This is a genomic window from Sinorhizobium sojae CCBAU 05684 (genome assembly GCF_002288525.1).
In the GTDB taxonomy this organism is placed as follows: Bacteria; Pseudomonadota; Alphaproteobacteria; order Rhizobiales; family Rhizobiaceae; genus Sinorhizobium; species Sinorhizobium sojae.
The window spans coordinates 1,131,701-1,155,097 of record NZ_CP023067.1; the positions used below are offsets into that span (position 1 = coordinate 1,131,701).

Consider the following 23,397-nt stretch of genomic DNA (forward strand, 5'->3'; position numbering starts at 1 on the left):
GCAATCCGCGCTGTCGTCTTCCGGAAGCTGGACGAGATTGAACTACTCATTGATTGACGGGATCGACTGGCCATCGGTTCCCGTCCGTTGCAGGCCCGGATGCAAGATTGACAAGGAGCGACGATGGCTCAGACCCTTTCGTTTAACGGTCGCAGGCGCGTACGCAAGTTTTTTGGTAAGATTCCAGAAGTCGCGGAGATGCCGAACCTCATCGAGGTTCAGAAGGCGTCCTACGACCAGTTCCTCATGGTGGAAGAGCCCGCAGGCGGGCGTCCGGATGAGGGACTCCAAGCCGTTTTCAAGTCGGTATTTCCGATCAAGGATTTCTCGGGTGCTTCGATGCTCGAATTCGTATCCTACGAATTCGAGCCGCCGAAATTCGACGTCGAAGAGTGCCGCCAGCGCGACCTGACCTATGCGGCGCCGCTGAAGGTGACGCTCCGCCTCATCGTGTTCGATATCGACGAGGACACCGGTGCCAAGTCGATCAAGGACATCAAGGAACAGAACGTCTACATGGGCGACATGCCGCTCATGACGGACAACGGCACCTTCATCGTTAACGGCACCGAGCGCGTCATCGTCTCGCAGATGCACCGCTCGCCGGGCGTGTTCTTCGATCATGACAAGGGCAAGAGCCATTCGTCCGGCAAGCTGCTCTTCGCAGCGCGCGTCATTCCCTATCGCGGTTCCTGGCTCGACATCGAGTTCGACGCCAAGGACATCGTCCATGCCCGTATCGACCGCCGTCGCAAGATTCCGGTGACGTCGCTTCTGATGGCGCTTGGCATGGACGGCGAGGAAATCCTCGAGACCTTCTACACGAAGTCGCTGTACCAGCGCGACGGCGATGGCTGGCGCGTGCCGTTCCAGCCGGATGCGCTGAAAGGTCAGAAGGCGGTTTCCGAGATGATCGACGCCGAGACCGGCGAGGTCGTGGTCGAGGCTGGCAAGAAGCTGACGCCCCGCCTGCTGCGGCAGTTGCAGGAAAAGGGGCTGAAGGCCCTGAAGGCGACCGACGACGATCTCTACGGCAACTATCTTGCCGAGGACGTGGTCAACTTCGAAACCGGTGAGATCTACCTGGAAGCCGGCGACGAGATCGACGAAAAGACGCTTCCGGTCATCCTCGAGGCTGGCTTCGACGAGATTCCGGTGCTCGATATCGACCACATCAATGTCGGTGCCTATATCCGCAACACGCTTGCCGCTGACAAGAACGAGAACCGGCAGGACGCGCTCTTCGACATTTATCGCGTCATGCGTCCGGGCGAGCCGCCGACCATGGATTCGGCCGAAGCCATGTTCAACGCGCTGTTCTTCGATGCGGAGCGTTACGACCTCTCCGCCGTTGGCCGCGTCAAGATGAACATGCGCCTGGACCTCGACGTTCCGGATACGGTTCGCACGCTGCGCAAGGAAGACATCCTGGCTGTCGTCAAGATGCTTGTCGAGCTGCGTGACGGCAAGGGCGAGATCGACGACATCGATAACCTCGGCAACCGCCGCGTCCGCTCGGTCGGCGAACTGATGGAGAACCAGTATCGCCTGGGTCTCCTGCGCATGGAACGCGCCATCAAGGAGCGCATGTCCTCGATCGAGATCGACACGGTCATGCCGCAGGACCTGATCAACGCGAAGCCGGCAGCCGCCGCCGTTCGCGAGTTCTTCGGCTCCTCGCAGCTCTCGCAGTTCATGGACCAGGTGAACCCGCTTTCGGAAATCACCCACAAGCGCCGCCTGTCGGCTCTCGGCCCGGGTGGTCTGACGCGTGAACGCGCCGGCTTCGAAGTCCGCGACGTGCATCCGACCCATTACGGTCGTATCTGCCCGATCGAGACGCCGGAAGGTCCGAACATCGGCCTCATCAACTCGCTCGCAACCTTTGCCCGCGTGAACAAGTACGGCTTCATCGAGAGCCCGTACCGCAAGATCGTCGACGGCAAGGTGACGAACGACGTCGTCTACCTGTCGGCGATGGAAGAGGCCAAGTACCACGTGGCGCAGGCGAATTCGGTGCTGAACGAGGACGGCTCTTTCGCGGAAGAATTCGTCGTTTGCCGTCACGCCGGCGAAGTCATGCTGGCGCCGCGCGACAACATCAACCTGATGGACGTTTCGCCGAAGCAGCTCGTTTCGGTCGCGGCGGCACTCATCCCGTTCCTTGAGAACGACGACGCCAACCGTGCTCTCATGGGTTCGAACATGCAGCGTCAGGCCGTGCCGCTGCTGAGAGCCGAGGCGCCGTTTGTCGGCACCGGCATGGAACCGGTCGTGGCTCGCGATTCCGGGGCTGCCATCGCCGCTCGCCGCGGCGGTATCGTCGATCAGGTCGATGCAACGCGTATCGTTATCCGCGCCACCGAAGACCTCGATCCGTCGAAGTCGGGCGTCGATATCTACCGCCTGCAGAAGTTCCAGCGTTCGAACCAGAACACCTGTGTCAACCAGCGTCCGCTGGTCACCGTGGGCGACGCGGTCAACAAGGGCGATATCATCGCGGACGGTCCCTCGACCGACCTCGGCGATCTGGCGCTCGGCCGCAACGCGCTGGTCGCGTTCATGCCGTGGAACGGCTACAACTACGAGGACTCGATCCTGCTTTCCGAGCGGATCGTACGCGACGACGTGTTCACCTCCATCCACATCGAAGAATTCGAGGTGATGGCGCGTGACACTAAGCTTGGTCCGGAAGAAATCACGCGCGACATTCCGAACGTTTCGGAAGAGGCGCTGAAGAACCTGGACGAAGCCGGTATCGTCTACATCGGTGCCGAAGTTCAGCCGGGCGACATCCTCGTCGGCAAGATTACGCCGAAGGGCGAAAGTCCGATGACGCCGGAAGAAAAGCTTCTGCGCGCCATCTTCGGTGAAAAGGCGTCCGACGTGCGCGACACGTCGATGCGCATGCCGCCCGGCACCTTCGGCACGATCGTCGAAGTGCGCGTCTTCAACCGCCACGGCGTGGAGAAGGACGAGCGCGCGATGGCGATCGAGCGCGAGGAGATCGAACGGCTCGCCAAGGACCGCGACGACGAACAGGCGATTCTCGATCGCAACGTCTATGCGCGTCTCATCGACATGCTGCGTGGTCACGTTGCTGTCGCCGGGCCGAAGGGCTTCAAGAAGGGCACCGAGCTTTCGAACGCCGTCGTCAGCGAATATCCGCGTTCGCAGTGGTGGATGTTCGCCGTCGAGGACGAGAAGGCCCAGGGCGAAATCGAAGCCCTACGCGCCCAGTACGACGAGTCCAAGTCGCGCCTCGAACAGCGCTTCATGGACAAGGTCGAAAAGGTTCAGCGCGGTGACGAGATGCCTCCGGGCGTCATGAAGATGGTCAAGGTCTTTGTCGCCGTGAAGCGCAAGATCCAGCCGGGCGACAAGATGGCCGGCCGTCACGGCAACAAGGGTGTCGTGTCGCGGATCGTGCCGATCGAAGACATGCCGTTCCTCGAAGACGGTACGCATGTCGACGTCGTGCTGAACCCGCTCGGCGTGCCGTCGCGCATGAACGTCGGTCAGATTCTCGAGACGCACCTCGGTTGGGCTTGCGCCGGCATGGGCAAGAAGATCGGGGCGATGCTCGACGCCTATCATGAGAATGGCGACATCTCACCGTTGCGCACGACGATCGACGACGTCATCGGGTCCGGCCCGAAGGGCGAACCGATCAAGCAGTATGATGATGAATCGATCGTAAGGCTGGCCGAACAGACCCGCCGTGGCGTGTCGATCGCGACGCCGGTCTTCGACGGCGCCGTGGAGGCCGACGTCAACGAGATGCTCGAAAAGGCCGGCCTCAAGGTGACGGGCCAGTCGACGCTCTTCGACGGACGCACGGGTGAACCTTTCGACCGCCAGGTCACGGTTGGCTACATCTACATGCTGAAGCTCAACCACCTGGTCGATGACAAGATCCACGCGCGTTCGATCGGACCGTACTCACTTGTCACGCAGCAGCCGCTTGGCGGCAAGGCGCAGTTCGGCGGCCAGCGCTTCGGCGAAATGGAGGTCTGGGCGCTGGAGGCTTACGGCGCTGCCTATACGCTGCAGGAAATGTTGACGGTCAAGTCGGACGACGTGGCCGGACGCACCAAGGTCTACGAAGCGATCGTCCGTGGCGACGACACGTTCGAAGCGGGCATTCCGGAGAGCTTCAACGTTCTCGTCAAGGAAATGCGCTCGCTCGGCCTCTCGGTCGAGTTGGAGAACTCCAAGGTCGACGATCTTGGCACCGCGGCGCAGTTGCCGGACGCAGCGGAGTAAAGCGACATCAGGTGCGTGCCGCGAGCGCGGCGCGCACCGTCTCCGCCGTCGGGCGCCGATAGCCCGCGGACGGAACGGGGCCGCACGCGATGCGGTTTTAGCTGTTTATGGGGCAGGGGCCGGCGCCCGGGATTTGCCGGCACCCTCGCCAAGCTCAGGGCGTAACGCCCGCAAAGGAGACAGGCATGAACCAAGAGGTCATGAATCTTTTCAATCCGCAGGTGCCTGCACAGACCTTCGATTCCATCCGGATTTCGATCGCGTCGCCGGAGAAGATTCTCTCCTGGTCTTACGGTGAGATCAAGAAACCGGAGACGATCAACTACCGGACCTTCAAGCCGGAGCGCGACGGGCTGTTCTGCGCCCGCATCTTTGGCCCGATCAAGGACTATGAATGCTTGTGCGGCAAGTACAAGCGTATGAAGTACAAGGGCATCATCTGCGAAAAGTGCGGCGTCGAAGTCACGCTGTCGCGCGTTCGCCGCGAGCGAATGGGCCATATCGAGCTCGCAGCACCCGTTGCGCACATCTGGTTCCTGAAGTCGCTGCCGAGCCGCATCGCGACGCTGCTCGACATGACGCTGAAGGATATCGAGCGCGTTCTCTACTTCGAGAACTACATCGTCACCGAGCCGGGCCTGACCTCGCTCAAGGAAAACCAGCTCCTGTCGGAAGAAGAGTATATGCTCGCCGTCGACGAGTTCGGTGAAGACCAGTTCACCGCGATGATCGGCGCCGAAGCGATCTACGAGATGCTCGCTTCGATGAATCTCGAAAAGATCGCCGGCGACCTGCGTGCGGAAATGGCCGAAACGACGTCCGATCTGAAGCAGAAGAAGCTGATGAAGCGGCTGAAGATCGTCGAGAACTTCATGGAATCCGGCAACCGTCCGGAATGGATGATCATGAAGGTCGTTCCCGTGATTCCGCCGGACCTGCGCCCGCTGGTTCCGCTCGACGGCGGCCGGTTCGCGACCTCCGACCTGAACGACCTTTACCGCCGTGTCATCAACCGTAACAACCGTCTGAAGCGGCTGATCGAGCTGCGCGCGCCGGGGATCATCATCCGCAACGAAAAGCGCATGCTGCAGGAATCGGTCGATGCGCTGTTCGACAACGGCCGTCGCGGCCGCGTCATCACCGGTGCCAACAAGCGCCCGCTGAAGTCGCTCTCCGACATGCTGAAGGGCAAGCAGGGCCGCTTCCGCCAGAACCTGCTCGGAAAGCGCGTCGACTATTCCGGCCGCTCGGTCATCGTGACCGGCCCGGAGCTGAAGCTGCATCAATGCGGCCTGCCGAAGAAGATGGCGCTCGAGCTCTTCAAGCCGTTCATCTACGCCCGCCTCGACGCGAAGGGCTACTCCTCGACCGTCAAGCAGGCGAAGAAGCTGGTGGAAAAGGAAAAGCCGGAAGTCTGGGATATCCTCGACGAGGTCATCCGCGAGCATCCGGTTCTCCTGAACCGTGCGCCGACGCTGCACCGCCTTGGCATCCAGGCCTTCGAACCGATCCTGGTGGAAGGCAAGGCGATCCAGTTGCACCCGCTCGTCTGCACGGCCTTCAACGCCGACTTCGATGGCGACCAGATGGCCGTTCACGTGCCGCTGTCGCTCGAAGCCCAGCTCGAAGCCCGCGTGCTGATGATGTCGACGAACAACATCCTGCATCCGGCAAACGGTGCACCGATCATCGTTCCGTCGCAGGACATGGTTCTCGGTCTCTACTATCTCTCGATCTTGAACCAGAACGAGCCGGGCGAAGGCATGGCCTTCTCCGACATGGGTGAACTGCACCACGCGCTGGAGACCAAGGCCGTCACCCTGCACGCCAAGATCCGCGGCCGCTACAAGAGCGTCGACGCCGAGGGCAACCCGGTTTCGAAGATCTATGAAACGACGCCAGGCCGCATGATCATCGGTGAGTTGCTGCCGAAGAACCCGAACATTCCGTTCGACATCTGCAATCAGGAGATGACCAAGAAGAACATCTCCAAGATGATCGACACGGTCTACCGCCACTGCGGCCAGAAGGACACGGTCATCTTCTGCGACCGGATCATGCAGCTCGGCTTCTCGCATGCCTGCCGCGCCGGTATTTCGTTCGGCAAGGACGACATGGTGATCCCGGACACCAAGGTGAAGATCGTCGGCGATACCGAAGCGCTCGTGAAGGAATACGAGCAGCAGTACAATGACGGTCTCATCACCCAGGGCGAGAAGTACAACAAGGTCGTCGACGCCTGGGGCAAGGCGACCGAGAAGGTCGCCGAAGAGATGATGGCGCGCATCAAGGCGGTCGAGTTCGACGATAACGGCCGTCAGAAGCCGATGAACTCGATCTACATGATGTCGCACTCGGGTGCTCGTGGTTCTCCGAACCAGATGCGCCAGCTCGGCGGCATGCGCGGCCTGATGGCGAAGCCGTCGGGTGAGATCATCGAAACGCCGATCATCTCGAACTTCAAGGAAGGCCTGACCGTGAACGAGTACTTCAACTCGACCCACGGCGCCCGCAAGGGACTGGCGGACACCGCTTTGAAGACCGCGAACTCCGGTTACCTCACGCGTCGTCTCGTCGACGTGGCGCAGGACTGCATCGTGACCCACACGGATTGCGGTACCGAAAAGGGCCTCACCATGACGGCGATCGTCGATGCCGGTCAGGTCGTGGCGTCGCTCGGCCAGCGTATCCTTGGCCGCACGGCGCTTGACAACATCGACAACCCGGTCACCGGCGAGCGCATCGTCGATGCCGGCAAGATGATCTTGGAAGCCGATGTCATCGAGATCGAGAAGGCCGGCATCCAGTCCGTCCGTATTCGCTCGGCTCTGACCTGCGAAATCCAGACCGGTGTCTGCGGCGTCTGCTACGGCCGCGACCTGGCTCGCGGTACGCCGGTTAATATGGGCGAGGCCGTCGGTGTCATCGCGGCGCAGTCGATCGGCGAGCCCGGCACGCAGCTCACCATGCGTACCTTCCACCTGGGTGGTACGGCGACCGTGGTCGACCAGTCGTTCCTGGAAGCCTCCTATGAAGGTACGGTTCAGATCAAGAACCGCAACATGTTGCGCAATTCCGATGGCGTACTCGTCGCCATGGGCCGCAACATGGCGATCCAGATCCTGGATGAGCGTGGTGTCGAGCGTTCCTCGCAGCGCGTCGCCTATGGTTCGAAGATCTTCGTCGACGATGGCGACAAGGTGAAGCGCGGCCAGCGCCTCGCCGAGTGGGACCCCTACACCCGTCCGATGATGACGGAAGTGGAAGGTACCGTTCACTTCGAAGACGTGGTCGACGGCATCTCAGTTCTGGAATCGACCGACGAGTCGACCGGCATCACCAAGCGCCAGGTCATCGACTGGCGCTCGACGCCGCGCGGTACGGACCTGAAGCCCGCAATCGTCATCAAGGACAAGAACGGCAACATTGCCAAGCTTGCCCGCGGCGGCGAGGCCCGCTTCATGCTCTCGGTCGACGCGATCCTGTCCGTCGAGCCGGGGCAGAAGGTTAGCCAGGGTGACGTTCTTGCGCGTTCGCCGCTCGAAAGCGCCAAGACCAAGGACATCACCGGTGGTCTGCCGCGCGTTGCCGAACTGTTCGAGGCACGTCGTCCGAAGGATCACGCCATCATCGCCGAAATCGACGGTACTGTTCGCTTCGGTCGCGACTACAAGAACAAGCGACGCGTGCTGATCGAGCCGGCGGAGGACGGTGTAGAGCCGGTCGAATACCTGATCCCGAAGGGCAAGCCCTTCCATCTTCAGGACGGCGACTACATCGAAAAGGGCGACTACATCCTCGACGGCAACCCGGCGCCGCACGACATCCTGGCGATCAAGGGCGTGGAAGCGCTCGCTTCCTACCTCGTCAACGAGATCCAAGAAGTCTATCGACTGCAGGGCGTTGTCATCAACGACAAGCACATCGAGGTCATCGTCCGGCAGATGCTGCAGAAGGTCGAAATCACCGACGCCGGTGACTCGACCTATATCGTCGGCGACAATGTCGACCGCATCGAGCTCGAGGACGTCAATGATGCGCTGATCGAGGAAGGCAAGAAGCCCGCCTTCGGCGAGCCGGTCCTGCTCGGCATCACCAAGGCATCGTTGCAGACGCCGTCCTTCATCTCGGCTGCTTCGTTCCAGGAAACCACCAAGGTCCTGACCGAAGCCGCAGTTGCCGGCAAGACGGACGGCCTGCAGGGCCTCAAGGAGAACGTCATCGTCGGCCGTCTGATCCCGGCCGGTACGGGCGGTACGATGACGCAGATCCGCCGCATCGCGACGGCGCGTGACGAGCTCATCCTCGAAGAGCGTCGCAAAGGCACGGGCGCGGATGCCGCGACCCCGATGCTCGCCGATATGGCGGACGAGAACGCCGCGGCCGAGTGATTTAAGGGGAGGGCAGCCAACGCCCTCTGTCAAGAACTGAAGAGGCCGCCCGGTTTGCGCCGGGCGGCCTCTTTATCTTCCGTCTGCCGCATGGTGGCTGGGATCAGTTGAAGCGAATGATCGAGACCTCTCCTTCGAGGGCGCCCTGATAGGCTGAGGCGTGCGGTTCCTCGTCGGGTACGTCGGTCAGGGTGCCGATCTGGTCGAGATCTGCCTGGAAAAATCCTTCCTCCGCAAGCGCATTGAGCGCCTCCCGCACGGCCGTGTCGTCGTCCGGCGCCTGCAGCATCACGTGAATCTCGACGCCATTGGCGTCGCCGGTCTCGTAAGCCCGGCCGATGATGATGAAGATCAGCGGCTCTTCGGGCAAATTGTCGTTGTCGGGAGTGAAAGTCATGGGAGGTCCTTCCTGAAGTGACGATCAGCTTAGAGCCTTCCTGGTTAAATGGAAACATTCTGCCGGAGCAGGTTTTGGTCAGGGCAGAGGCGATTGCCCCGGAGGTACGGCGGAGGCGATCGCCTCTGAGCCTGGCGGAAAGATGCCCGGCCTAGGCGACGCCGAGGGAAAGCGCCGAATCGACGCGGGGGACAGAGGTGGAGGGGTTGCCGATTCCCTTGGTCATGGCAGAGATTGGCACCGTCCTGGGCGTCGGCGCGCCCGCCGCGGCGCGTTCGGCGTCGCAAAGCCTTGTTTTTCAGGCATATCAGGGCTGCAGCGGCGAGATTAGTTGTTAATTGCCCTTGACGGATCGCCCTGAAATCATTACACCCCGCCGCATCAGAGCCCATGTGAGGCTGGCTGGTTCGGAACGTCGCGTTCTGGAGTTCGCCTCAAACAAGGTTCAAAACGCACGCTGAAGACAAAAATGCTGCACGCAAGACGCTCGAGATAGTGCGTCCTCTGCATTTGATGGGGTCATCCGCGAAACGGCGGATCGGCCCTCGTTTTGCGCATTTCATAGGCGTTCGATACTGCCGGCGACGGCAACGATCCGCCCGAAAGGGTAACGTGACAAGTTTTTGCAAGGGATGGTTACATGCCTACCGTAAACCAGCTGATCCGCAAGCCGCGTCAGGCACAGGTAAAGCGCAACAAGGTTCCTGCTCTGCAGGAGAACCCGCAGAAGCGTGGCGTTTGCACTCGCGTCTACACGACGACCCCGAAGAAGCCGAACTCGGCTCTGCGTAAGGTTGCAAAGATCCGCCTGACGAACGGCTTCGAAGTGATCGGCTACATTCCCGGTGAAGGCCACAACCTTCAGGAGCACTCCGTCGTCATGATCCGCGGCGGTCGTGTGAAGGACCTTCCGGGTGTTCGTTACCACATCATCCGTGGCGTTCTCGATACGCAGGGTGTGAAGAACCGTAAGCAGCGTCGTTCGAAGTACGGCGCGAAGCGTCCGAAATAACATCGCAACCGGCGCCATTTCGCTGGTCACAAGATAAAAAGTTGAGAGACGAGAAGTATGTCCCGACGTCACAGAGCAGAAAAGCGTGAGATCAACCCGGATCCGAAATTCGGTGATCTGGTCGTCACGAAGTTCATGAACGCAATCATGCTGGACGGCAAGAAGTCCGTTGCGGAAAGCATCGTCTACGGTGCCTTCGATGCAGTGCAGGCGAAGCTGAAGCAGGAGCCGGTCGCCGTCTTCCACTCTGCGCTCGACAACATTGCTCCGCACGTTGAGGTGCGTTCGCGTCGCGTCGGTGGTGCCACGTACCAGGTTCCGGTCGATGTCCGCCCGGAGCGCCGTCAGGCTCTCGCTATCCGCTGGCTGATTGCCGCTGCGCGCAAGCGTAACGAAACGACCATGGTCGATCGCCTCTGCGGCGAACTCATGGATGCGGCGAACAACCGCGGCAGTGCCGTGAAGAAGCGCGAAGACACGCACAAGATGGCGGATGCCAACCGTGCGTTCTCGCACTACCGCTGGTAATCGAATTACGTTTCGGAAGGCAGTCACCCATGGCTCGCGAATATAAAATCGAAGACTACCGAAATTTCGGTATCATGGCGCACATCGATGCCGGCAAGACGACGACGACCGAGCGCATCCTGTACTACACCGGTAAGTCCCATAAGATCGGCGAAGTCCATGACGGCGCTGCGACCATGGACTGGATGGAGCAGGAGCAGGAGCGCGGCATCACGATCACGTCTGCAGCCACCACGACCTTCTGGAAGGGTCGTGACGGCAAGGTGCGCCGCTTCAACATCATCGACACCCCCGGCCACGTGGACTTCACCATCGAAGTCGAGCGTTCGCTGCGCGTTCTCGATGGCGCGATCGCGCTTCTCGATGCGAATGCCGGCGTCGAGCCGCAGACGGAAACCGTCTGGCGCCAGGCCGAGAAGTATCATGTTCCGCGCATGATCTTCTGCAACAAGATGGACAAGATCGGTGCGGACTTCTATCGCTCGGTCGAGATGATTAAGACCCGTCTCGGCGCCACTGCTGTCGTCATGCAGCTGCCGATCGGTGCCGAAAGCGAGTTCAAGGGCGTTATCGACCTGATCGAGATGAACGCACTCGTCTGGCGCGATGAATCGCTCGGCGCTCAGTGGGATGTCGTCGAAATTCCGGCCGACATGAAGGAAAAGGCTGAAGAATACCGCGAAAAACTGATCGAGACGGTTGTCGAGATCGACGAAGCGGCGATGGAAGCTTATCTCGAAGGCACCTATCCGGACAACGACAAGATCCGCGAGCTCGTTCGTCGCGGCACGATCGACGTCAAGTTCCACCCGATGTTCTGCGGCACGGCCTTCAAGAACAAGGGCGTTCAGCCGCTGCTCGACGCCGTCGTCGACTACCTGCCGTCGCCTGTCGATATCCCGGCGATCAAGGGCATCGACGTCAAGACCGAAGGTGAGATCGTCCGCAAGGCCGACGACAACGAGCCGCTTTCGATGCTCGCCTTCAAGATCATGAACGACCCCTTCGTCGGATCGCTCACCTTCTGCCGCATCTATTCCGGCAAGCTCGAAAAGGGCTCGTCGCTGATGAATACGGTCAAGGAAAAGCGCGAGCGCGTCGGCCGCATGCTGCAGATGCACTCCAACTCGCGTGAGGACATCGATGAGGCCTATGCGGGCGACATCGTTGCTCTCGCCGGTCTCAAGGAAACGACCACGGGCGACACGCTCTGCGACCCGCTGAAGCCGGTCGTCCTCGAGCGGATGGAGTTCCCGGAGCCGGTTATCCAGATCGCGATCGAGCCCAAGACCAAGGGCGACCAGGAGAAGATGGGCCTCGCGCTCAACCGCCTGGCTGCAGAAGATCCGTCGTTCCGCGTCAAGACCGACGAGGAATCCGGCCAGACGATCATTGCCGGCATGGGCGAGCTTCACCTCGACATCATCGTCGACCGCATGCGCCGCGAGTTCAAGGTCGAAGCATCCGTCGGTGCTCCGCAGGTTGCGTACCGTGAGACCATCACGCGTCAGCACGAGGAAGACTACACGCACAAGAAGCAGTCCGGTGGTACTGGTCAGTTCGCGCGCGTCAAGATCGTCTTCGAACCGAACCCGGAAGGCGAGGACTTCGTATTTGAATCCAAGATCGTCGGCGGTGCGGTTCCGAAGGAATACATTCCGGGCGTTCAGAAGGGCATCGAGAGCGTCCTGACCTCTGGTCCGCTTGCGGGCTTCCCGATGCTGGGCGTCAAGGCGACGCTCATCGACGGCGCCTTCCACGATGTCGACTCGTCGGTTCTGGCCTTCGAAATCGCTTCGCGCGCCTGCTTCCGTGAAGCAGCGAAGAAGGCCGGCGCTCAGCTCCTCGAGCCGATCATGAAGGTCGAGGTCGTGACTCCGGAAGACTATGTCGGTGACGTGATCGGCGACCTGAACTCTCGCCGTGGCCAGATTCAGGGCCAGGAGTCGCGCGGCGTCGCCGTGGTGATCAACGCTCACGTGCCGCTCGCGAACATGTTCAAGTACGTGGACAACCTGCGCTCCATGTCGCAGGGCCGCGCTCAGTACACGATGCTGTTCGATCACTACGCGCCGGTTCCGTCGAACGTCGCGCAGGAAATCCAGGCGAAGTATTCCGGTCAGAAGTGACCGGAATACCCCCGCGCTGAAACAGAATGAAAAGATTTCCCCTCTAAGGGATCAGGAAACGGAGAGCCGAAGATGGCAAAGAGCAAATTCGAGCGCAACAAGCCGCACGTGAACATTGGCACGATTGGCCACGTTGACCACGGCAAGACGTCGCTGACGGCAGCGATCACGAAGTATTTCGGCGAGTTCAAGGCGTATGACCAGATCGACGCCGCGCCGGAAGAGAAGGCCCGCGGCATCACGATTTCGACGGCGCACGTCGAGTACGAGACGCCGAACCGCCACTACGCGCACGTCGACTGCCCCGGCCACGCCGACTACGTCAAGAACATGATCACCGGTGCCGCGCAGATGGACGGTGCGATCCTCGTCGTTTCGGCTGCCGACGGCCCGATGCCGCAGACGCGCGAGCACATCCTGCTCGCCCGCCAGGTCGGCGTTCCGGCGATTGTCGTGTTCCTGAACAAGGTCGATCAGGTCGATGACGCCGAGCTGCTGGAGCTCGTCGAGCTGGAAGTGCGCGAACTGCTGTCGTCCTACGAATTCCCGGGCGACGACATTCCGATCATCAAGGGTTCGGCGCTGGCCGCTCTCGAAGATTCCGACAAGAAGATCGGCGAAGACGCGATCCGCGAGCTGATGGAAGCGGTCGACGCCTACATCCCCACGCCGGAGCGTCCGATCGACCTGCCGTTCCTGATGCCGATCGAAGACGTGTTCTCGATCTCGGGCCGTGGCACGGTCGTGACCGGCCGCGTCGAGCGCGGCATCATCAAGGTCGGTGAGGAAGTCGAGATCGTCGGCATCCGTCCGACGACGAAGACGACCTGCACGGGCGTTGAAATGTTCCGCAAGCTGCTCGACCAGGGCCAGGCCGGCGACAACATCGGTGCGCTGCTTCGCGGTGTCGACCGCAACGGCGTCGAGCGCGGCCAGATCCTGTGCAAGCCGGGTTCGGTCACGCCGCACACGCAGTTCAAGGCCGAAGCTTACATCCTGACGAAGGAAGAGGGCGGCCGTCATACGCCGTTCTTCACCAACTATCGTCCGCAGTTCTACTTCCGCACGACGGACGTGACGGGTGTCGTAACGCTGCCGGAAGGCACGGAAATGGTGATGCCGGGCGACAACGTGACAGTCGACGTCGAACTGATCGTGCCGATCGCGATGGAAGAGAAGCTGCGCTTCGCGATCCGCGAAGGCGGCCGCACCGTCGGCGCAGGCATCGTCGCCTCGATCATCAAGTAAGAAGAAAACGGCTTGGCCGTTTCGGCAGGGACATGGTCGCCCATGTCCCTGCGATTTTTGAAAAGAAGCGGCTTAAGCGAAACGAATTTCAGAAGTTTTGAACGTGTGCCCTGAGGGCACACCGGAAACACGAGCAAGGACAAGTCGAATGAACGGCCAGAATATCCGCATCCGCCTCAAGGCGTTTGATCACCGGATCCTCGATGCCTCCACGCGCGAAATCGTGTCGACGGCCAAGCGCACCGGTGCGAGTGTGCGCGGGCCCGTGCCGCTTCCGACCCGGATTGAAAAATTCACGGTCAACCGGTCGCCGCATATCGACAAGAAGAGCCGCGAACAATTTGAGATGCGCACCCACAAGCGTCTTCTCGATATCGTTGATCCGACCCCGCAGACGGTTGATGCGCTGATGAAGCTGGATCTGGCCGCCGGCGTCGACGTCGAGATCAAGCTCTAAGGGTCCGGCGCAAGCCGAAATAACAAGGAAGGTACGTGGGGCTTCTCCAACGGCTTCCAGAAACAGGAAACCGGAAGGTGCTCAAGGCGCCGGACGGGAACCCTAAACAAGAGGCGTGAACCGATGCGTTCAGGTGTGATTGCACAGAAAGTGGGAATGACCCGCGTCTACAACGACGCCGGGGAGCATATCCCGGTAACAGTATTGCGGCTGGAAAACTGCCAGGTCGTGGCCCACCGCACGGAAGAGAAGAACGGCTATACCGCAGTTCAGCTGGGGTCCGGCCGTTCGAAGGTCAAGAATACGACGAAGGCTCTGCGCGGCCATTTTGCCGCTGCGAGCGTTGAGCCGAAGGCGAAGCTTGTCGAGTTCCGCGTCAGCGCCGACAACATGATCGAAATCGGCGCCGAACTTACGGCCAGCCATTTCGTTGCCGGCCAACTGGTGGACGTGACCGGCACCACGATCGGTAAGGGCTTTGCTGGCGCCATCAAGCGCCATAACTTCGGCGGCCTTCGCGCCACGCACGGCGTTTCCGTTTCGCACCGCTCGCATGGTTCGACCGGCTCCAACCAGGATCCGGGCCGCGTCTGGAAGGGCAAGCGCATGGCTGGCCACATGGGCCAGACGCGCGTGACGACGCAGAATCTGGAAGTCGTATCGACCGACGAAGACCGTGGCCTGATCCTGGTCAAGGGCGCCGTCCCGGGCTCCAAGGGTGCCTGGATCGTCGTCCGCGACGCAATTAAGTCGGGCACTCCGGATGGCGCTCCGCGCCCGGCCGGTATGCGCGCTGCAGCATCGAAGTAAGGGAGCCGAATAATGGATCTCACCGTCAAAACCCTCGAGGGCAAGGACGCGGGAAAGGTTTCCCTTTCTGACGCCATTTTCGGCCTCGAACCCCGTGAAGACATCATCGCCCGCGTTGTTCGCTGGCAACTCGCCAAGCGCCAGCAGGGCACGCACAAGGCCAAGGGTCGCGCGGAAATCGCACGCACCGGCGCCAAGATGTACAAGCAGAAGGGCACGGGCCGCGCTCGTCACCATTCCGCTCGCGCTCCGCAGTTCCGCGGCGGTGGCAAGGCCCATGGGCCGGTCGTCCGCAGCCACGCGCACGACCTGCCGAAGAAGATTCGCGCACTCGGCCTGCGCCACGCGCTGTCGGCCAAGCTGAGGGCTGAGGAGATCATCGTCCTCGACGATCTCGTCGCCAACGAAGCAAAGACGAAGGCGCTCGCCGGCGCATTCGCTTCGCTCGGCCTCACCAACGCCCTGATCATCGGCGGCGCCGAGATCGAGAGCAACTTCAAGCTCGCAGCCCAGAACATCCCGAACGTGGACGTTCTGCCGGTTCAGGGCATCAATGTTTACGACATTCTGCGCCGTGGCAAGCTCGTGCTTTCCAAGGCCGCCGTGGAAGCTCTGGAGGAGCGGTTCAAATGACGGATCTTCGCCACTATGACGTGATCGTCTCTCCCTCGATCACTGAAAAGTCGACGCTGGTTTCCGAGCAGAACCAGGTCGTCTTCAATGTCGCCAAGGGCGCGTCGAAGCCTGAGATCAAGGCTGCCGTCGAAGCTCTGTTCGGTGTGAAGGTCACGGCCGTGAATACGCTCGTCCGCAAGGGCAAGCTGAAGCGCTTCCGCGGCTTCGCCGGAAAGCAGAAGGACGTGAAGAAGGCGATCGTAACGCTCGCCGAGGGTCAGTCCATCGACGTTTCGACCGGTCTCTAACGGATAGGCCCATTAGGGTAAAAACCCAAAAGGGAACAAGAAAATGGCATTGAAAAGCTTCAATCCGACGACGCCGAGCCAGCGTCAACTGGTCATCGTCAACCGGGCGGGCCTCTACAAGGGCAAGCCGGTCAAGACGCTGACCGAGGGCCTGTCCTCCAAGGGCGGCCGCAACAACCTGGGCCGCATCACCGTCCGCTTCCAGGGCGGCGGTCACAAGCGAACCTACCGTCTGGTCGATTTCAAGCGTCGCAAGTTCGACGTCGAAGGCACGGTCGAGCGTCTGGAATACGACCCGAACCGCACCGCCTTCATCGCGCTCGTCAACTATGCCGACGGTGAACAGGCGTATATCCTGGCGCCGCAGCGTCTGGCCGCCGGCGACAAGGTCATCGCCTCTGACAAGGCCGTCGACGTCAAGCCCGGCAACGCGATGCCGCTGCAGTACATCCCGGTCGGCTCCATCATCCACAACGTGGAAATGAAGCCGGGCAAGGGCGGTCAGATCGCTCGCTCCGCCGGTACCTATGCGCAGCTCGTCGGCCGCGACCAGGGCATGGCGATCCTTCGCCTGAACTCCGGCGAACAGCGCCTCGTGCACGGCTCTTGCCTCGCATCGATCGGTGCTGTATCGAACCCCGATCACGGCAACATCAATGACGGTAAGGCCGGCCGTTCGCGTTGGCGCGGCAAGCGCCCGCACGTACGCGGTGTCGTCATGAACCCGGTTGACCATCCGCACGGTGGTGGTGAAGGCCGCACTTCCGGTGGCCGCCACCCGGTCACCCCGTGGGGCAAGCCGACGAAGGGCAAGCGCACGCGCTCCAACAAGTCGACCGACAAGTTCATCATGCGTTCGCGTCATCAGCGCAAGAAGTAAGAGAGGAAGTCTCAAGTGGCTCGTTCAGTTTGGAAAGGTCCGTTTGTTGACGGCTATCTTCTCAAGAAGGCTGAGAAGGTTCGCGAAGGCGGCCGCAACGAAGTGATCAAGATGTGGAGCCGCCGCTCCACGATCCTTCCGCAGTTCGTCGGTCTGACCTTCGGCGTCTACAACGGCAACAAGCATGTTCCCGTCTCGGTGTCCGAGGAAATGGTCGGTCACAAGTTCGGTGAATTCGCTCCGACCCGGACCTATTACGGTCATGGCGCGGACAAGAAAGCGAAGAGGAAGTAACAATGGGCAAGGCAAAAGCCGAACGCCGGCTGAAGGATAATGAGGCGCAGGCCGTTGCGCGCACGATCCGCGTCAGCCCCCAGAAGCTCAACCTGGTTGCCGCGCTGATCCGCGGCAAGAAGGTCGACCGCGCTCTGGCCGAACTCGAGTTCTCCCGCAAGCGCATCGCAGGCACGGTCAAGAAGACGCTTGAATCCGCGATCGCAAATGCCGAGAACAACCACGATCTGGACGTTGATTCGCTCATCGTCGCAGAAGCTTATGTTGGCAAGTCGATCGTGATGAAGCGCTTCCACGCCCGTGGTCGCGGCCGTGCATCGCGCATTGAAAAGCCGTTTTCGCACTTGACGATCGTTGTTCGTGAAGTGGAAGCCACAGGGGAGGCCGCATAATGGGCCAGAAGATTAATCCGATCGGTTTCCGTCTCGGCATCAACCGGACCTGGGACAGCCGTTGGTTCGCGGACAACGCCGAATACGGCCAGCTGCTCCACGAAGACCTGAAGATCCGCGCCTACCTCATGGAAGAGCTGAAGGCCGCCGGCATTGCCAAGGTCGTGATCGAGCGTCCGCACAAGAAGTGCCGCGTGACCATCCACTCGGCGCGTCCGGGTCTGATCATCGGCAAGAAGGGCGCCGACATCGAGAAGCTTCGCAGGAAGCTTTCCGAAATGACCAATTCGGAAACGCATCTCAACATCGTAGAAGTGCGTAAGCCCGAAGTCGATGCAACGCTCGTTGCCCAGTCGATCGCCCAGCAGCTCGAGCGCCGCGTGGCCTTCCGCCGTGCGATGAAGCGCGCTGTTCAGTCGGCGATGCGTCTTGGCGCCGAAGGCATCAAGATCACCTGCGCCGGTCGTCTCGGCGGTGCGGAAATCGCCCGTACCGAGTGGTATCGTGAAGGCCGAGTTCCGCTGCACACGCTGCGCGCCGACATCGACTACGGCACGGCCGAAGCCGAAACGGCATTCGGTATCTGCGGCGTTAAGGTCTGGATCTTCAAGGGCGAAATCCTTGAGCACGATCCGATGGCTTCCGAGCGTCGCGCGACCGAGAGTGACTCCCAGGGCTCTGGCAGCAGAGACCGCCGTCGTGAAAACGCGTAACATTCGCGCGTGGCAGCCAATATCGGAGAAGTAAAAAAATGTTGCAGCCAAAGCGTACGAAGTATCGCAAGCAGTTCAAGGGGCGCATCAAGGGCATCGCCAAGGGCGGTTCCTCGCTTGCTTTCGGAGAATTCGGCCTGAAGGCTCAGGAGCCGAACCGCGTCAACGCACGTGAGATCGAGGCGGCTCGCCGCGCGATCACCCGCTATATGAAGCGCGCCGGCCGCGTTTGGATCCGAGTGTTCCCGGATGTTCCGGTCACCGCCAAGCCGACGGAAGTTCGCATGGGTAAGGGTAAGGGCTCGGTCGAATACTGGGCATGCAAGGTCAAGCCCGGCCGTATGATGTTCGAGATCGATGGTGTCAGCGAAGAGATCGCCCGTGAGGCACTTCGTCTTGGCGCTGCCAAGCTCTCTGTCAAGACGCGCTTCGTGCAGCGTATCGCAGAGTAAGGAGTGAAGCTCATGAAAGCCGCAGATGTTCGCGCTCTGAGCGCCGACCAACTCAAGGAAGAGCTTGCCAAGCTGAAGAAGGAGCAGTTCAACCTGCGCTTCCAGAAGGCAACTGGCCAGCTCGAGAAGTCTTCGCGTGTCAACGAAGTCCGCAAGGACATCGCACGCATCAAAACCATCGCCCGCCAGAAGGCGGCAGAAGCCAAGGCCTAAGGACCAGAAGAATATGCCGAAACGCATTCTGCAGGGCACCGTCGTCAGCGACAAGAACGACAAGACCGTCGTCGTCAAGGTCGAGCGCCGCTTTGCGCACCCGATCCTTCAGAAGACCGTACGTCGTTCCAAGAAGTACAAGGCTCACGACGAGAACAATCAGTTCAAGGTCGGCGACGTCGTTTCCATCCAGGAATGCGCGCCGATTTCAAAGGACAAGCGCTGGACGGTGGTTTCCGCCCAGGCTTGATTTCTGCAGGATTTGCCTTTCTGACCCTTGCGTCTTGGGCAAATATCTGTATGAAGCACGCAATTAAAGCCGAGGAACGCTCGAGTCCGAGCGTTCTTTTGCTTTGAGATGAGCAAAATAAGCCGGGCAAGGGGGTTTCGGCCCAACCGGCCTGGTCACAACAAGAAGGCGACCTGACATGATTCAGATGCAAACAAACCTCGACGTGGCGGATAATTCCGGCGCACGTCGTGTCATGTGCATCAAGGTGCTGGGCGGCTCCAAGCGCAAATACGCGTCGATCGGCGACATCATCGTCGTCTCGATCAAGGAAGCCATTCCGCGCGGCCGCGTGAAGAAGGGTGACGTCATGAAGGCTGTTGTCGTTCGCACCGCGAAGGACATCCGCCGTCCGGATGGCAGCGTCATCCGTTTCGACACCAACGCAGCCGTTCTCATCGACAACAAGAGAGAGCCGATCGGCACCCGCATCTTCGGACCGGTTCCGCGCGAACTTCGCGCCAAGAACCACATGAAGATCATCTCGCTGGCTCCGGAAGTACTCTAAGGGAGCGTTCAGAGATGCAAAAGATTCGCAAAGGCGACAAGGTCGTCATTCTCACCGGCAAGGACAAGGGCCGTACCGGCGAAGTCATCCAGGTCATGCCTAAGGAAGACCGGGCAGTGGTTCGCGGCGTCAACATGGTGAAGCGTCACCAGCGCCAGACCCAGAACCAGGAAGCCGGCATCATTACCAAGGAAGCCCCGATCCACCTGTCGAACATCGCGATCGCCGATCCGAAGGACGGCAAGCCGACCCGCGTCGGTTTCAAGGTCGATGGTGACAAGAAGGTCCGCGTGGCCAAGCGTTCGGGAGAAGTGATCGATGGCTAAGACCGCTTATGAGCCGCGGCTCAAGAAGGAATATGTAGAGCGCATCCGCAAGGCGATGCAGGAGCAGTTCTCCTACGCCAATGAAATGCAGATTCCGCGCCTCGAAAAGATCGTCATCAACATGGGTGTTGGCGAAGCGACCGGCGACTCCAAGAAGCCGTCCGTTGCTGCCGCCGACCTCGCTGCGATTGCCGGCCAGAAGCCGGTAATCACCCGCGCACGCAACTCCATCGCTGGCTTCAAGCTTCGCGAAGGCATGCCGATTGGTGCCAAGGTTACCCTGCGCGGCGTTCGGATGTATGAGTTCCTGGATCGTCTCGTGAACATCGCCCTGCCGCGCGTTCGCGACTTCCGTGGCCTCAATCCGAAATCCTTCGATGGTCGTGGCAATTTCGCCATGGGCGTCAAGGAGCACATTGTGTTCCCTGAGATCAACTACGACAAGGTTGATCAGATGTGGGGCATGGACATCATCGTTTGCACGACGGCCAAGACCGACGACGAAGCTCGCGCTCTGCTTAAAGAGTTCAACTTCCCGTTCCGTCAGTAATCCGTAACGACAAGCGTAAAGAAGGATACCTGTTATGGCGAAAACGAGCGCAGTTGAAAAGAACAAGCGCCGCCGCAAACTGGTTGCCAACCACGCCGCCAAGCGCGCGGCCCTCAAGGCAATCATCATGAACCAGTCGTTGCCGATCGAAGAGCGGTTCAAGGCAACCCTCAAGCTGTCCGAGTTGCCGCGCGACGGGTCTAAGACCCGCATCCGCAATCGCTGCGAAGTCACCGGCCGTCCGCGCGCCTACTATCGCAAGCTGCGCATGTCGCGTATTGCGCTTCGCGAACTGGGCAATCTCGGCAAGGTGCCGGGCGTGGTCAAGTCGAGCTGGTAAGGAGACGGGCACATGGCAATGACTGATCCTTTGGGCGATATGCTCACCCGTATCCGCAACGGCGCTGCACGCCGCAAGTCGAGCGTCAGCACGCCGGCTTCCAAGCTCCGCGCGCGCGTTCTGGATGTCCTTCAGGCTGAAGGCTACATCCGCGGATACTCCGAGGTCGAATTCGGCAACGGCAAGGCCGAGCTGAACATCGAGCTGAAGTACTATGAAGGCGCGTCCGTGATCCGCGAGATCGCACGCGTTTCCAAGCCGGGCCGCCGGGTTTATGTCTCGGTCAAGTCCATTCCGCAGGTCGCGAACGGCCTCGGCATCACCATCCTTTCGACCCCGAAGGGCGTGATGGCCGATCATCAGGCACGCGAACAGAATGTTGGTGGCGAGATTCTTTGCTCGGTCTTCTAAGGCCGGGCAGATCTCCATAGCGAACAGACAGGTATAAAAATGTCTCGTATCGGTAAAAAACCCGTTCCGGTTCCGGCAGGCGTCACGGCTAGCGTCGATGGCCAGAAGGTAACGGCGAAGGGTCCGAAGGGCGAACTGTTCTTCGTCGCAAACGACGAAGTCTCGGTAAAGCTCGAAGAAAATACGGTAGTCGTTCAGCCGGTCAACCAGACCAAGGATGCTCGCTCGAAGTGGGGCATGTCCCGCACGATGATCGAGAACATCTTCAAGGGCGTCAAGGATGGCTACGAGCGCAAGCTCGAGATCAACGGCGTGGGTTACCGCGCGTCCATGCAGGGCAAGAACCTGCAGTTGGCGCTCGGTTTCAGCCACGACGTCGTCTACCAGACGCCGGAAGGCATCACGATCGCTGTGCCGAAGCCGACGGAAATCGTCGTCTCCGGTATCAACAAGCAGCAGGTCGGCCAGGTTGCCGCGGAAATCCGCGAATACCGCGGCCCCGAGCCCTACAAGGGCAAGGGTGTCAAGTATGCCGAAGAGCGGATCGTCCGCAAAGAAGGCAAGAAGAAGTAAGGATCACGCGATATGGCTAGCAGGAAAGATACTCTTGTGCGTCGCGCCAGCCGCGTGCGCCGTCAAATCAAGGCGGTGGCCAACGGCCGGCCGCGGCTGTCGGTTCATCGCTCGTCGAAGAACATCTACGCGCAGATCATCGATGACGTTGCCGGCAAGACCCTTGCCTCCGCTTCGACCCTCGAAACGGATCTGAAGTCTTCGCTGAAGACGGGCGCCGACACGGCCGCTGCTGCAGCCGTCGGTAAGCTCATTGCCGAGCGCGCTTCCAAGGCGGGCGTCAAGGACGTTGTCTTTGATCGCGGCGCCTTCATCTACCACGGCCGCGTCAAGGCGCTGGCCGAGGCAGCCCGCGAAGGTGGCCTGAACTTCTAAGGTTCGCCGCCCGGACAGACACGTCCGGGCGCAGCCGACTTTCGCATCAACACGGTCGCTTCGATTTCTAAGGAAGCGAGGCGGCCTTTCTTCAATCTGCCGATTGCACCCGGAAAAGAAAAAGGAAGAGGACAATGGCACAAGAAAGAAGAGGCTCTCGCGAAGATCGCCAGAGCCGCGAAGAGCGCGACAGCGAATTTGTCGACAAGCTCGTTGCTATCAACCGCGTCGCCAAAGTGGTGAAGGGCGGTCGCCGTTTCGGTTTCGCCGCCCTCGTCGTCGTTGGCGACCAGAAGGGCCGTGTTGGCTTCGGCCATGGCAAGGCACGCGAAGTGCCGGAAGCCATCCGCAAGGCAACGGAAGCCGCTAAGCGCGACCTGATCTTCGTGCCGCTGCGTGGCGGTCGCACGCTGCATCACGACGTCAACGGCCGTCACGGCGCCGGTAAGGTGCTGCTGCGCGCGGCCAAGCCCGGCACCGGTATCATCGCGGGCGGCCCGATGCGTGCCGTCTTCGAAACGCTCGGCGTTCACGACGTCGTCGCCAAGTCGACCGGATCGTCGAACCCCTACAACATGGTTCGTGCGACCTTCGACGCCCTGAAGAACCAGATGCACCCGAAGGACATCGCGGCACAGCGCGGCATGAAGTACGCCACGCTCCAGGCCCGTCGCGTTGCCGCCGGCGCTGCTTCCGAAGAATAAGGGAGCTGACAGATGGCTAAGAAAGAAGTTGCCAAAAAGACGGTTACCGTCGAGCAGATTGGTAGCCCCATCCGCCGTCCGGCCGTACAGCGTCAGACGCTCGTCGGCCTGGGCCTCAACAAGATGCACCGGGTTCGCACGCTGGAGGATACTCCGGCCGTTCGCGGCATGATCCGGGCCGTCCAGCACCTCGTTCGCGTCGTCGACGAGAAGTGA

At 60.8% G+C, this 23,397-nt stretch carries 27 protein-coding genes; 26 read left to right on the forward strand and 1 reads right to left on the reverse strand.

What is annotated here, in order from left to right; genetic code table 11:
• Nucleotides 1-123 precede the first annotated feature (123 nt).
• Complete coding sequence (rpoB, locus tag SJ05684_RS05580) at nucleotides 124-4,266, forward strand: DNA-directed RNA polymerase subunit beta (RefSeq protein WP_034858882.1); 4,143 nt, start codon at nucleotides 124-126, stop codon at nucleotides 4,264-4,266.
• Nucleotides 4,267-4,451: 185 nt separating this feature from the next.
• Nucleotides 4,452-8,657, forward strand: a complete 4,206-nt coding sequence (gene rpoC / locus SJ05684_RS05585) for a DNA-directed RNA polymerase subunit beta' (protein ID WP_034858884.1) — start codon at nucleotides 4,452-4,454, stop codon at nucleotides 8,655-8,657.
• Nucleotides 8,658-8,760: 103 nt separating this feature from the next.
• On the opposite strand, the gene SJ05684_RS05590 is transcribed toward rpoC, so the two are convergent.
• Nucleotides 8,761-9,054 (reverse strand): hypothetical protein, encoded by a 294-nt coding sequence (locus tag SJ05684_RS05590; RefSeq protein ID WP_034858886.1) that lies wholly within the window; start codon nucleotides 9,052-9,054, stop codon nucleotides 8,761-8,763.
• Between the two features lie 640 nt (nucleotides 9,055-9,694).
• On the opposite strand from SJ05684_RS05590, the gene rpsL reads away from it, so the two are divergent.
• From rpsL to rpmD, 24 genes are all read left to right on the forward strand, one after another.
• A complete protein-coding gene (rpsL, locus tag SJ05684_RS05595) occupies nucleotides 9,695-10,066 on the forward strand; it encodes a 30S ribosomal protein S12 (protein ID WP_003507760.1) in 372 nt (123 codons plus the stop codon).
• Nucleotides 10,067-10,123: 57 nt separating this feature from the next.
• A complete protein-coding gene (gene rpsG, locus SJ05684_RS05600; protein WP_034858889.1) occupies nucleotides 10,124-10,594 on the forward strand; it encodes a 30S ribosomal protein S7 in 471 nt (156 codons plus the stop codon).
• A 29-nt stretch (nucleotides 10,595-10,623) separates the two neighbouring features.
• Complete coding sequence (gene fusA, locus SJ05684_RS05605) at nucleotides 10,624-12,723, forward strand: elongation factor G (RefSeq protein WP_034858891.1); 2,100 nt, start codon at nucleotides 10,624-10,626, stop codon at nucleotides 12,721-12,723.
• 72 nt (nucleotides 12,724-12,795) lie between these two features.
• Nucleotides 12,796-13,971, forward strand: coding sequence for an elongation factor Tu (gene tuf, locus SJ05684_RS05610; protein WP_034859927.1), 1,176 nt, complete (start codon nucleotides 12,796-12,798; stop codon nucleotides 13,969-13,971).
• Between the two features lie 148 nt (nucleotides 13,972-14,119).
• Nucleotides 14,120-14,428: a 30S ribosomal protein S10 gene (gene rpsJ, locus SJ05684_RS05615; RefSeq protein ID WP_003547547.1), complete on the forward strand. Its 309-nt coding sequence runs from the start codon at nucleotides 14,120-14,122 to the stop codon at nucleotides 14,426-14,428.
• Nucleotides 14,429-14,551: 123 nt separating this feature from the next.
• Nucleotides 14,552-15,238, forward strand: coding sequence for a 50S ribosomal protein L3 (gene rplC, locus SJ05684_RS05620; RefSeq protein WP_034859453.1), 687 nt, complete (start codon nucleotides 14,552-14,554; stop codon nucleotides 15,236-15,238).
• Nucleotides 15,239-15,250: 12 nt separating this feature from the next.
• A complete protein-coding gene (rplD, locus tag SJ05684_RS05625) occupies nucleotides 15,251-15,871 on the forward strand; it encodes a 50S ribosomal protein L4 (protein ID WP_034859452.1) in 621 nt (206 codons plus the stop codon).
• Complete coding sequence (locus SJ05684_RS05630; protein WP_034859451.1) at nucleotides 15,868-16,161, forward strand: 50S ribosomal protein L23; 294 nt, start codon at nucleotides 15,868-15,870, stop codon at nucleotides 16,159-16,161. The genes rplD and SJ05684_RS05630 overlap by 4 nt, the downstream gene beginning before the upstream one ends.
• Before the next feature lie 43 nt (nucleotides 16,162-16,204).
• Nucleotides 16,205-17,041 carry a 50S ribosomal protein L2 gene (rplB, locus tag SJ05684_RS05635; RefSeq protein WP_034859450.1) on the forward strand — a complete coding sequence of 279 codons (837 nt, stop codon included), beginning with the start codon at nucleotides 16,205-16,207 and terminating at the stop codon, nucleotides 17,039-17,041.
• Nucleotides 17,042-17,056: 15 nt separating this feature from the next.
• Nucleotides 17,057-17,335 carry a 30S ribosomal protein S19 gene (gene rpsS / locus SJ05684_RS05640; RefSeq protein WP_002964358.1) on the forward strand — a complete coding sequence of 93 codons (279 nt, stop codon included), beginning with the start codon at nucleotides 17,057-17,059 and terminating at the stop codon, nucleotides 17,333-17,335.
• A 2-nt stretch (nucleotides 17,336-17,337) separates the two neighbouring features.
• Nucleotides 17,338-17,727: a 50S ribosomal protein L22 gene (gene rplV, locus SJ05684_RS05645; RefSeq protein WP_034859449.1), complete on the forward strand. Its 390-nt coding sequence runs from the start codon at nucleotides 17,338-17,340 to the stop codon at nucleotides 17,725-17,727.
• On the forward strand, nucleotides 17,727-18,440 hold the full coding sequence (gene rpsC, locus SJ05684_RS05650) for a 30S ribosomal protein S3 (RefSeq protein WP_034859448.1): 714 nt from the start codon (nucleotides 17,727-17,729) through the stop codon (nucleotides 18,438-18,440). The genes rplV and rpsC overlap by 1 nt, the downstream gene beginning before the upstream one ends.
• Nucleotides 18,441-18,478: 38 nt before the next feature.
• On the forward strand, nucleotides 18,479-18,892 hold the full coding sequence (gene rplP, locus SJ05684_RS05655; protein WP_034859447.1) for a 50S ribosomal protein L16: 414 nt from the start codon (nucleotides 18,479-18,481) through the stop codon (nucleotides 18,890-18,892).
• Nucleotides 18,893-18,904: 12 nt separating this feature from the next.
• Entirely contained in the window at nucleotides 18,905-19,105 is a 201-nt protein-coding gene (gene rpmC / locus SJ05684_RS05660; protein ID WP_034859457.1) for a 50S ribosomal protein L29, read from the forward strand.
• Nucleotides 19,106-19,118: 13 nt separating this feature from the next.
• Nucleotides 19,119-19,355 carry a 30S ribosomal protein S17 gene (gene rpsQ / locus SJ05684_RS05665; RefSeq protein WP_034859446.1) on the forward strand — a complete coding sequence of 79 codons (237 nt, stop codon included), beginning with the start codon at nucleotides 19,119-19,121 and terminating at the stop codon, nucleotides 19,353-19,355.
• 178 nt (nucleotides 19,356-19,533) lie between these two features.
• Entirely contained in the window at nucleotides 19,534-19,902 is a 369-nt protein-coding gene (rplN, locus tag SJ05684_RS05670) for a 50S ribosomal protein L14 (protein WP_034859445.1), read from the forward strand.
• 14 nt (nucleotides 19,903-19,916) lie between these two features.
• Entirely contained in the window at nucleotides 19,917-20,228 is a 312-nt protein-coding gene (gene rplX / locus SJ05684_RS05675) for a 50S ribosomal protein L24 (protein WP_034859444.1), read from the forward strand.
• Nucleotides 20,221-20,778, forward strand: coding sequence for a 50S ribosomal protein L5 (gene rplE / locus SJ05684_RS05680; RefSeq protein ID WP_034859443.1), 558 nt, complete (start codon nucleotides 20,221-20,223; stop codon nucleotides 20,776-20,778). Before rplX ends, rplE begins: the two co-directional genes overlap by 8 nt.
• 34 nt (nucleotides 20,779-20,812) lie before the next feature.
• Nucleotides 20,813-21,118 carry a 30S ribosomal protein S14 gene (gene rpsN, locus SJ05684_RS05685; protein WP_034859442.1) on the forward strand — a complete coding sequence of 102 codons (306 nt, stop codon included), beginning with the start codon at nucleotides 20,813-20,815 and terminating at the stop codon, nucleotides 21,116-21,118.
• A 12-nt stretch (nucleotides 21,119-21,130) separates the two neighbouring features.
• A complete protein-coding gene (gene rpsH / locus SJ05684_RS05690; RefSeq protein ID WP_034859441.1) occupies nucleotides 21,131-21,529 on the forward strand; it encodes a 30S ribosomal protein S8 in 399 nt (132 codons plus the stop codon).
• 39 nt (nucleotides 21,530-21,568) lie between these two features.
• Complete coding sequence (gene rplF, locus SJ05684_RS05695; RefSeq protein ID WP_034859440.1) at nucleotides 21,569-22,102, forward strand: 50S ribosomal protein L6; 534 nt, start codon at nucleotides 21,569-21,571, stop codon at nucleotides 22,100-22,102.
• A gap of 12 nt (nucleotides 22,103-22,114) precedes the next feature.
• Entirely contained in the window at nucleotides 22,115-22,477 is a 363-nt protein-coding gene (gene rplR / locus SJ05684_RS05700; protein WP_034859439.1) for a 50S ribosomal protein L18, read from the forward strand.
• A gap of 134 nt (nucleotides 22,478-22,611) precedes the next feature.
• Nucleotides 22,612-23,181: a 30S ribosomal protein S5 gene (gene rpsE, locus SJ05684_RS05705; RefSeq protein ID WP_034859438.1), complete on the forward strand. Its 570-nt coding sequence runs from the start codon at nucleotides 22,612-22,614 to the stop codon at nucleotides 23,179-23,181.
• 12 nt (nucleotides 23,182-23,193) lie between these two features.
• Nucleotides 23,194-23,397, forward strand: coding sequence for a 50S ribosomal protein L30 (rpmD, locus tag SJ05684_RS05710; RefSeq protein WP_003536508.1), 204 nt, complete (start codon nucleotides 23,194-23,196; stop codon nucleotides 23,395-23,397).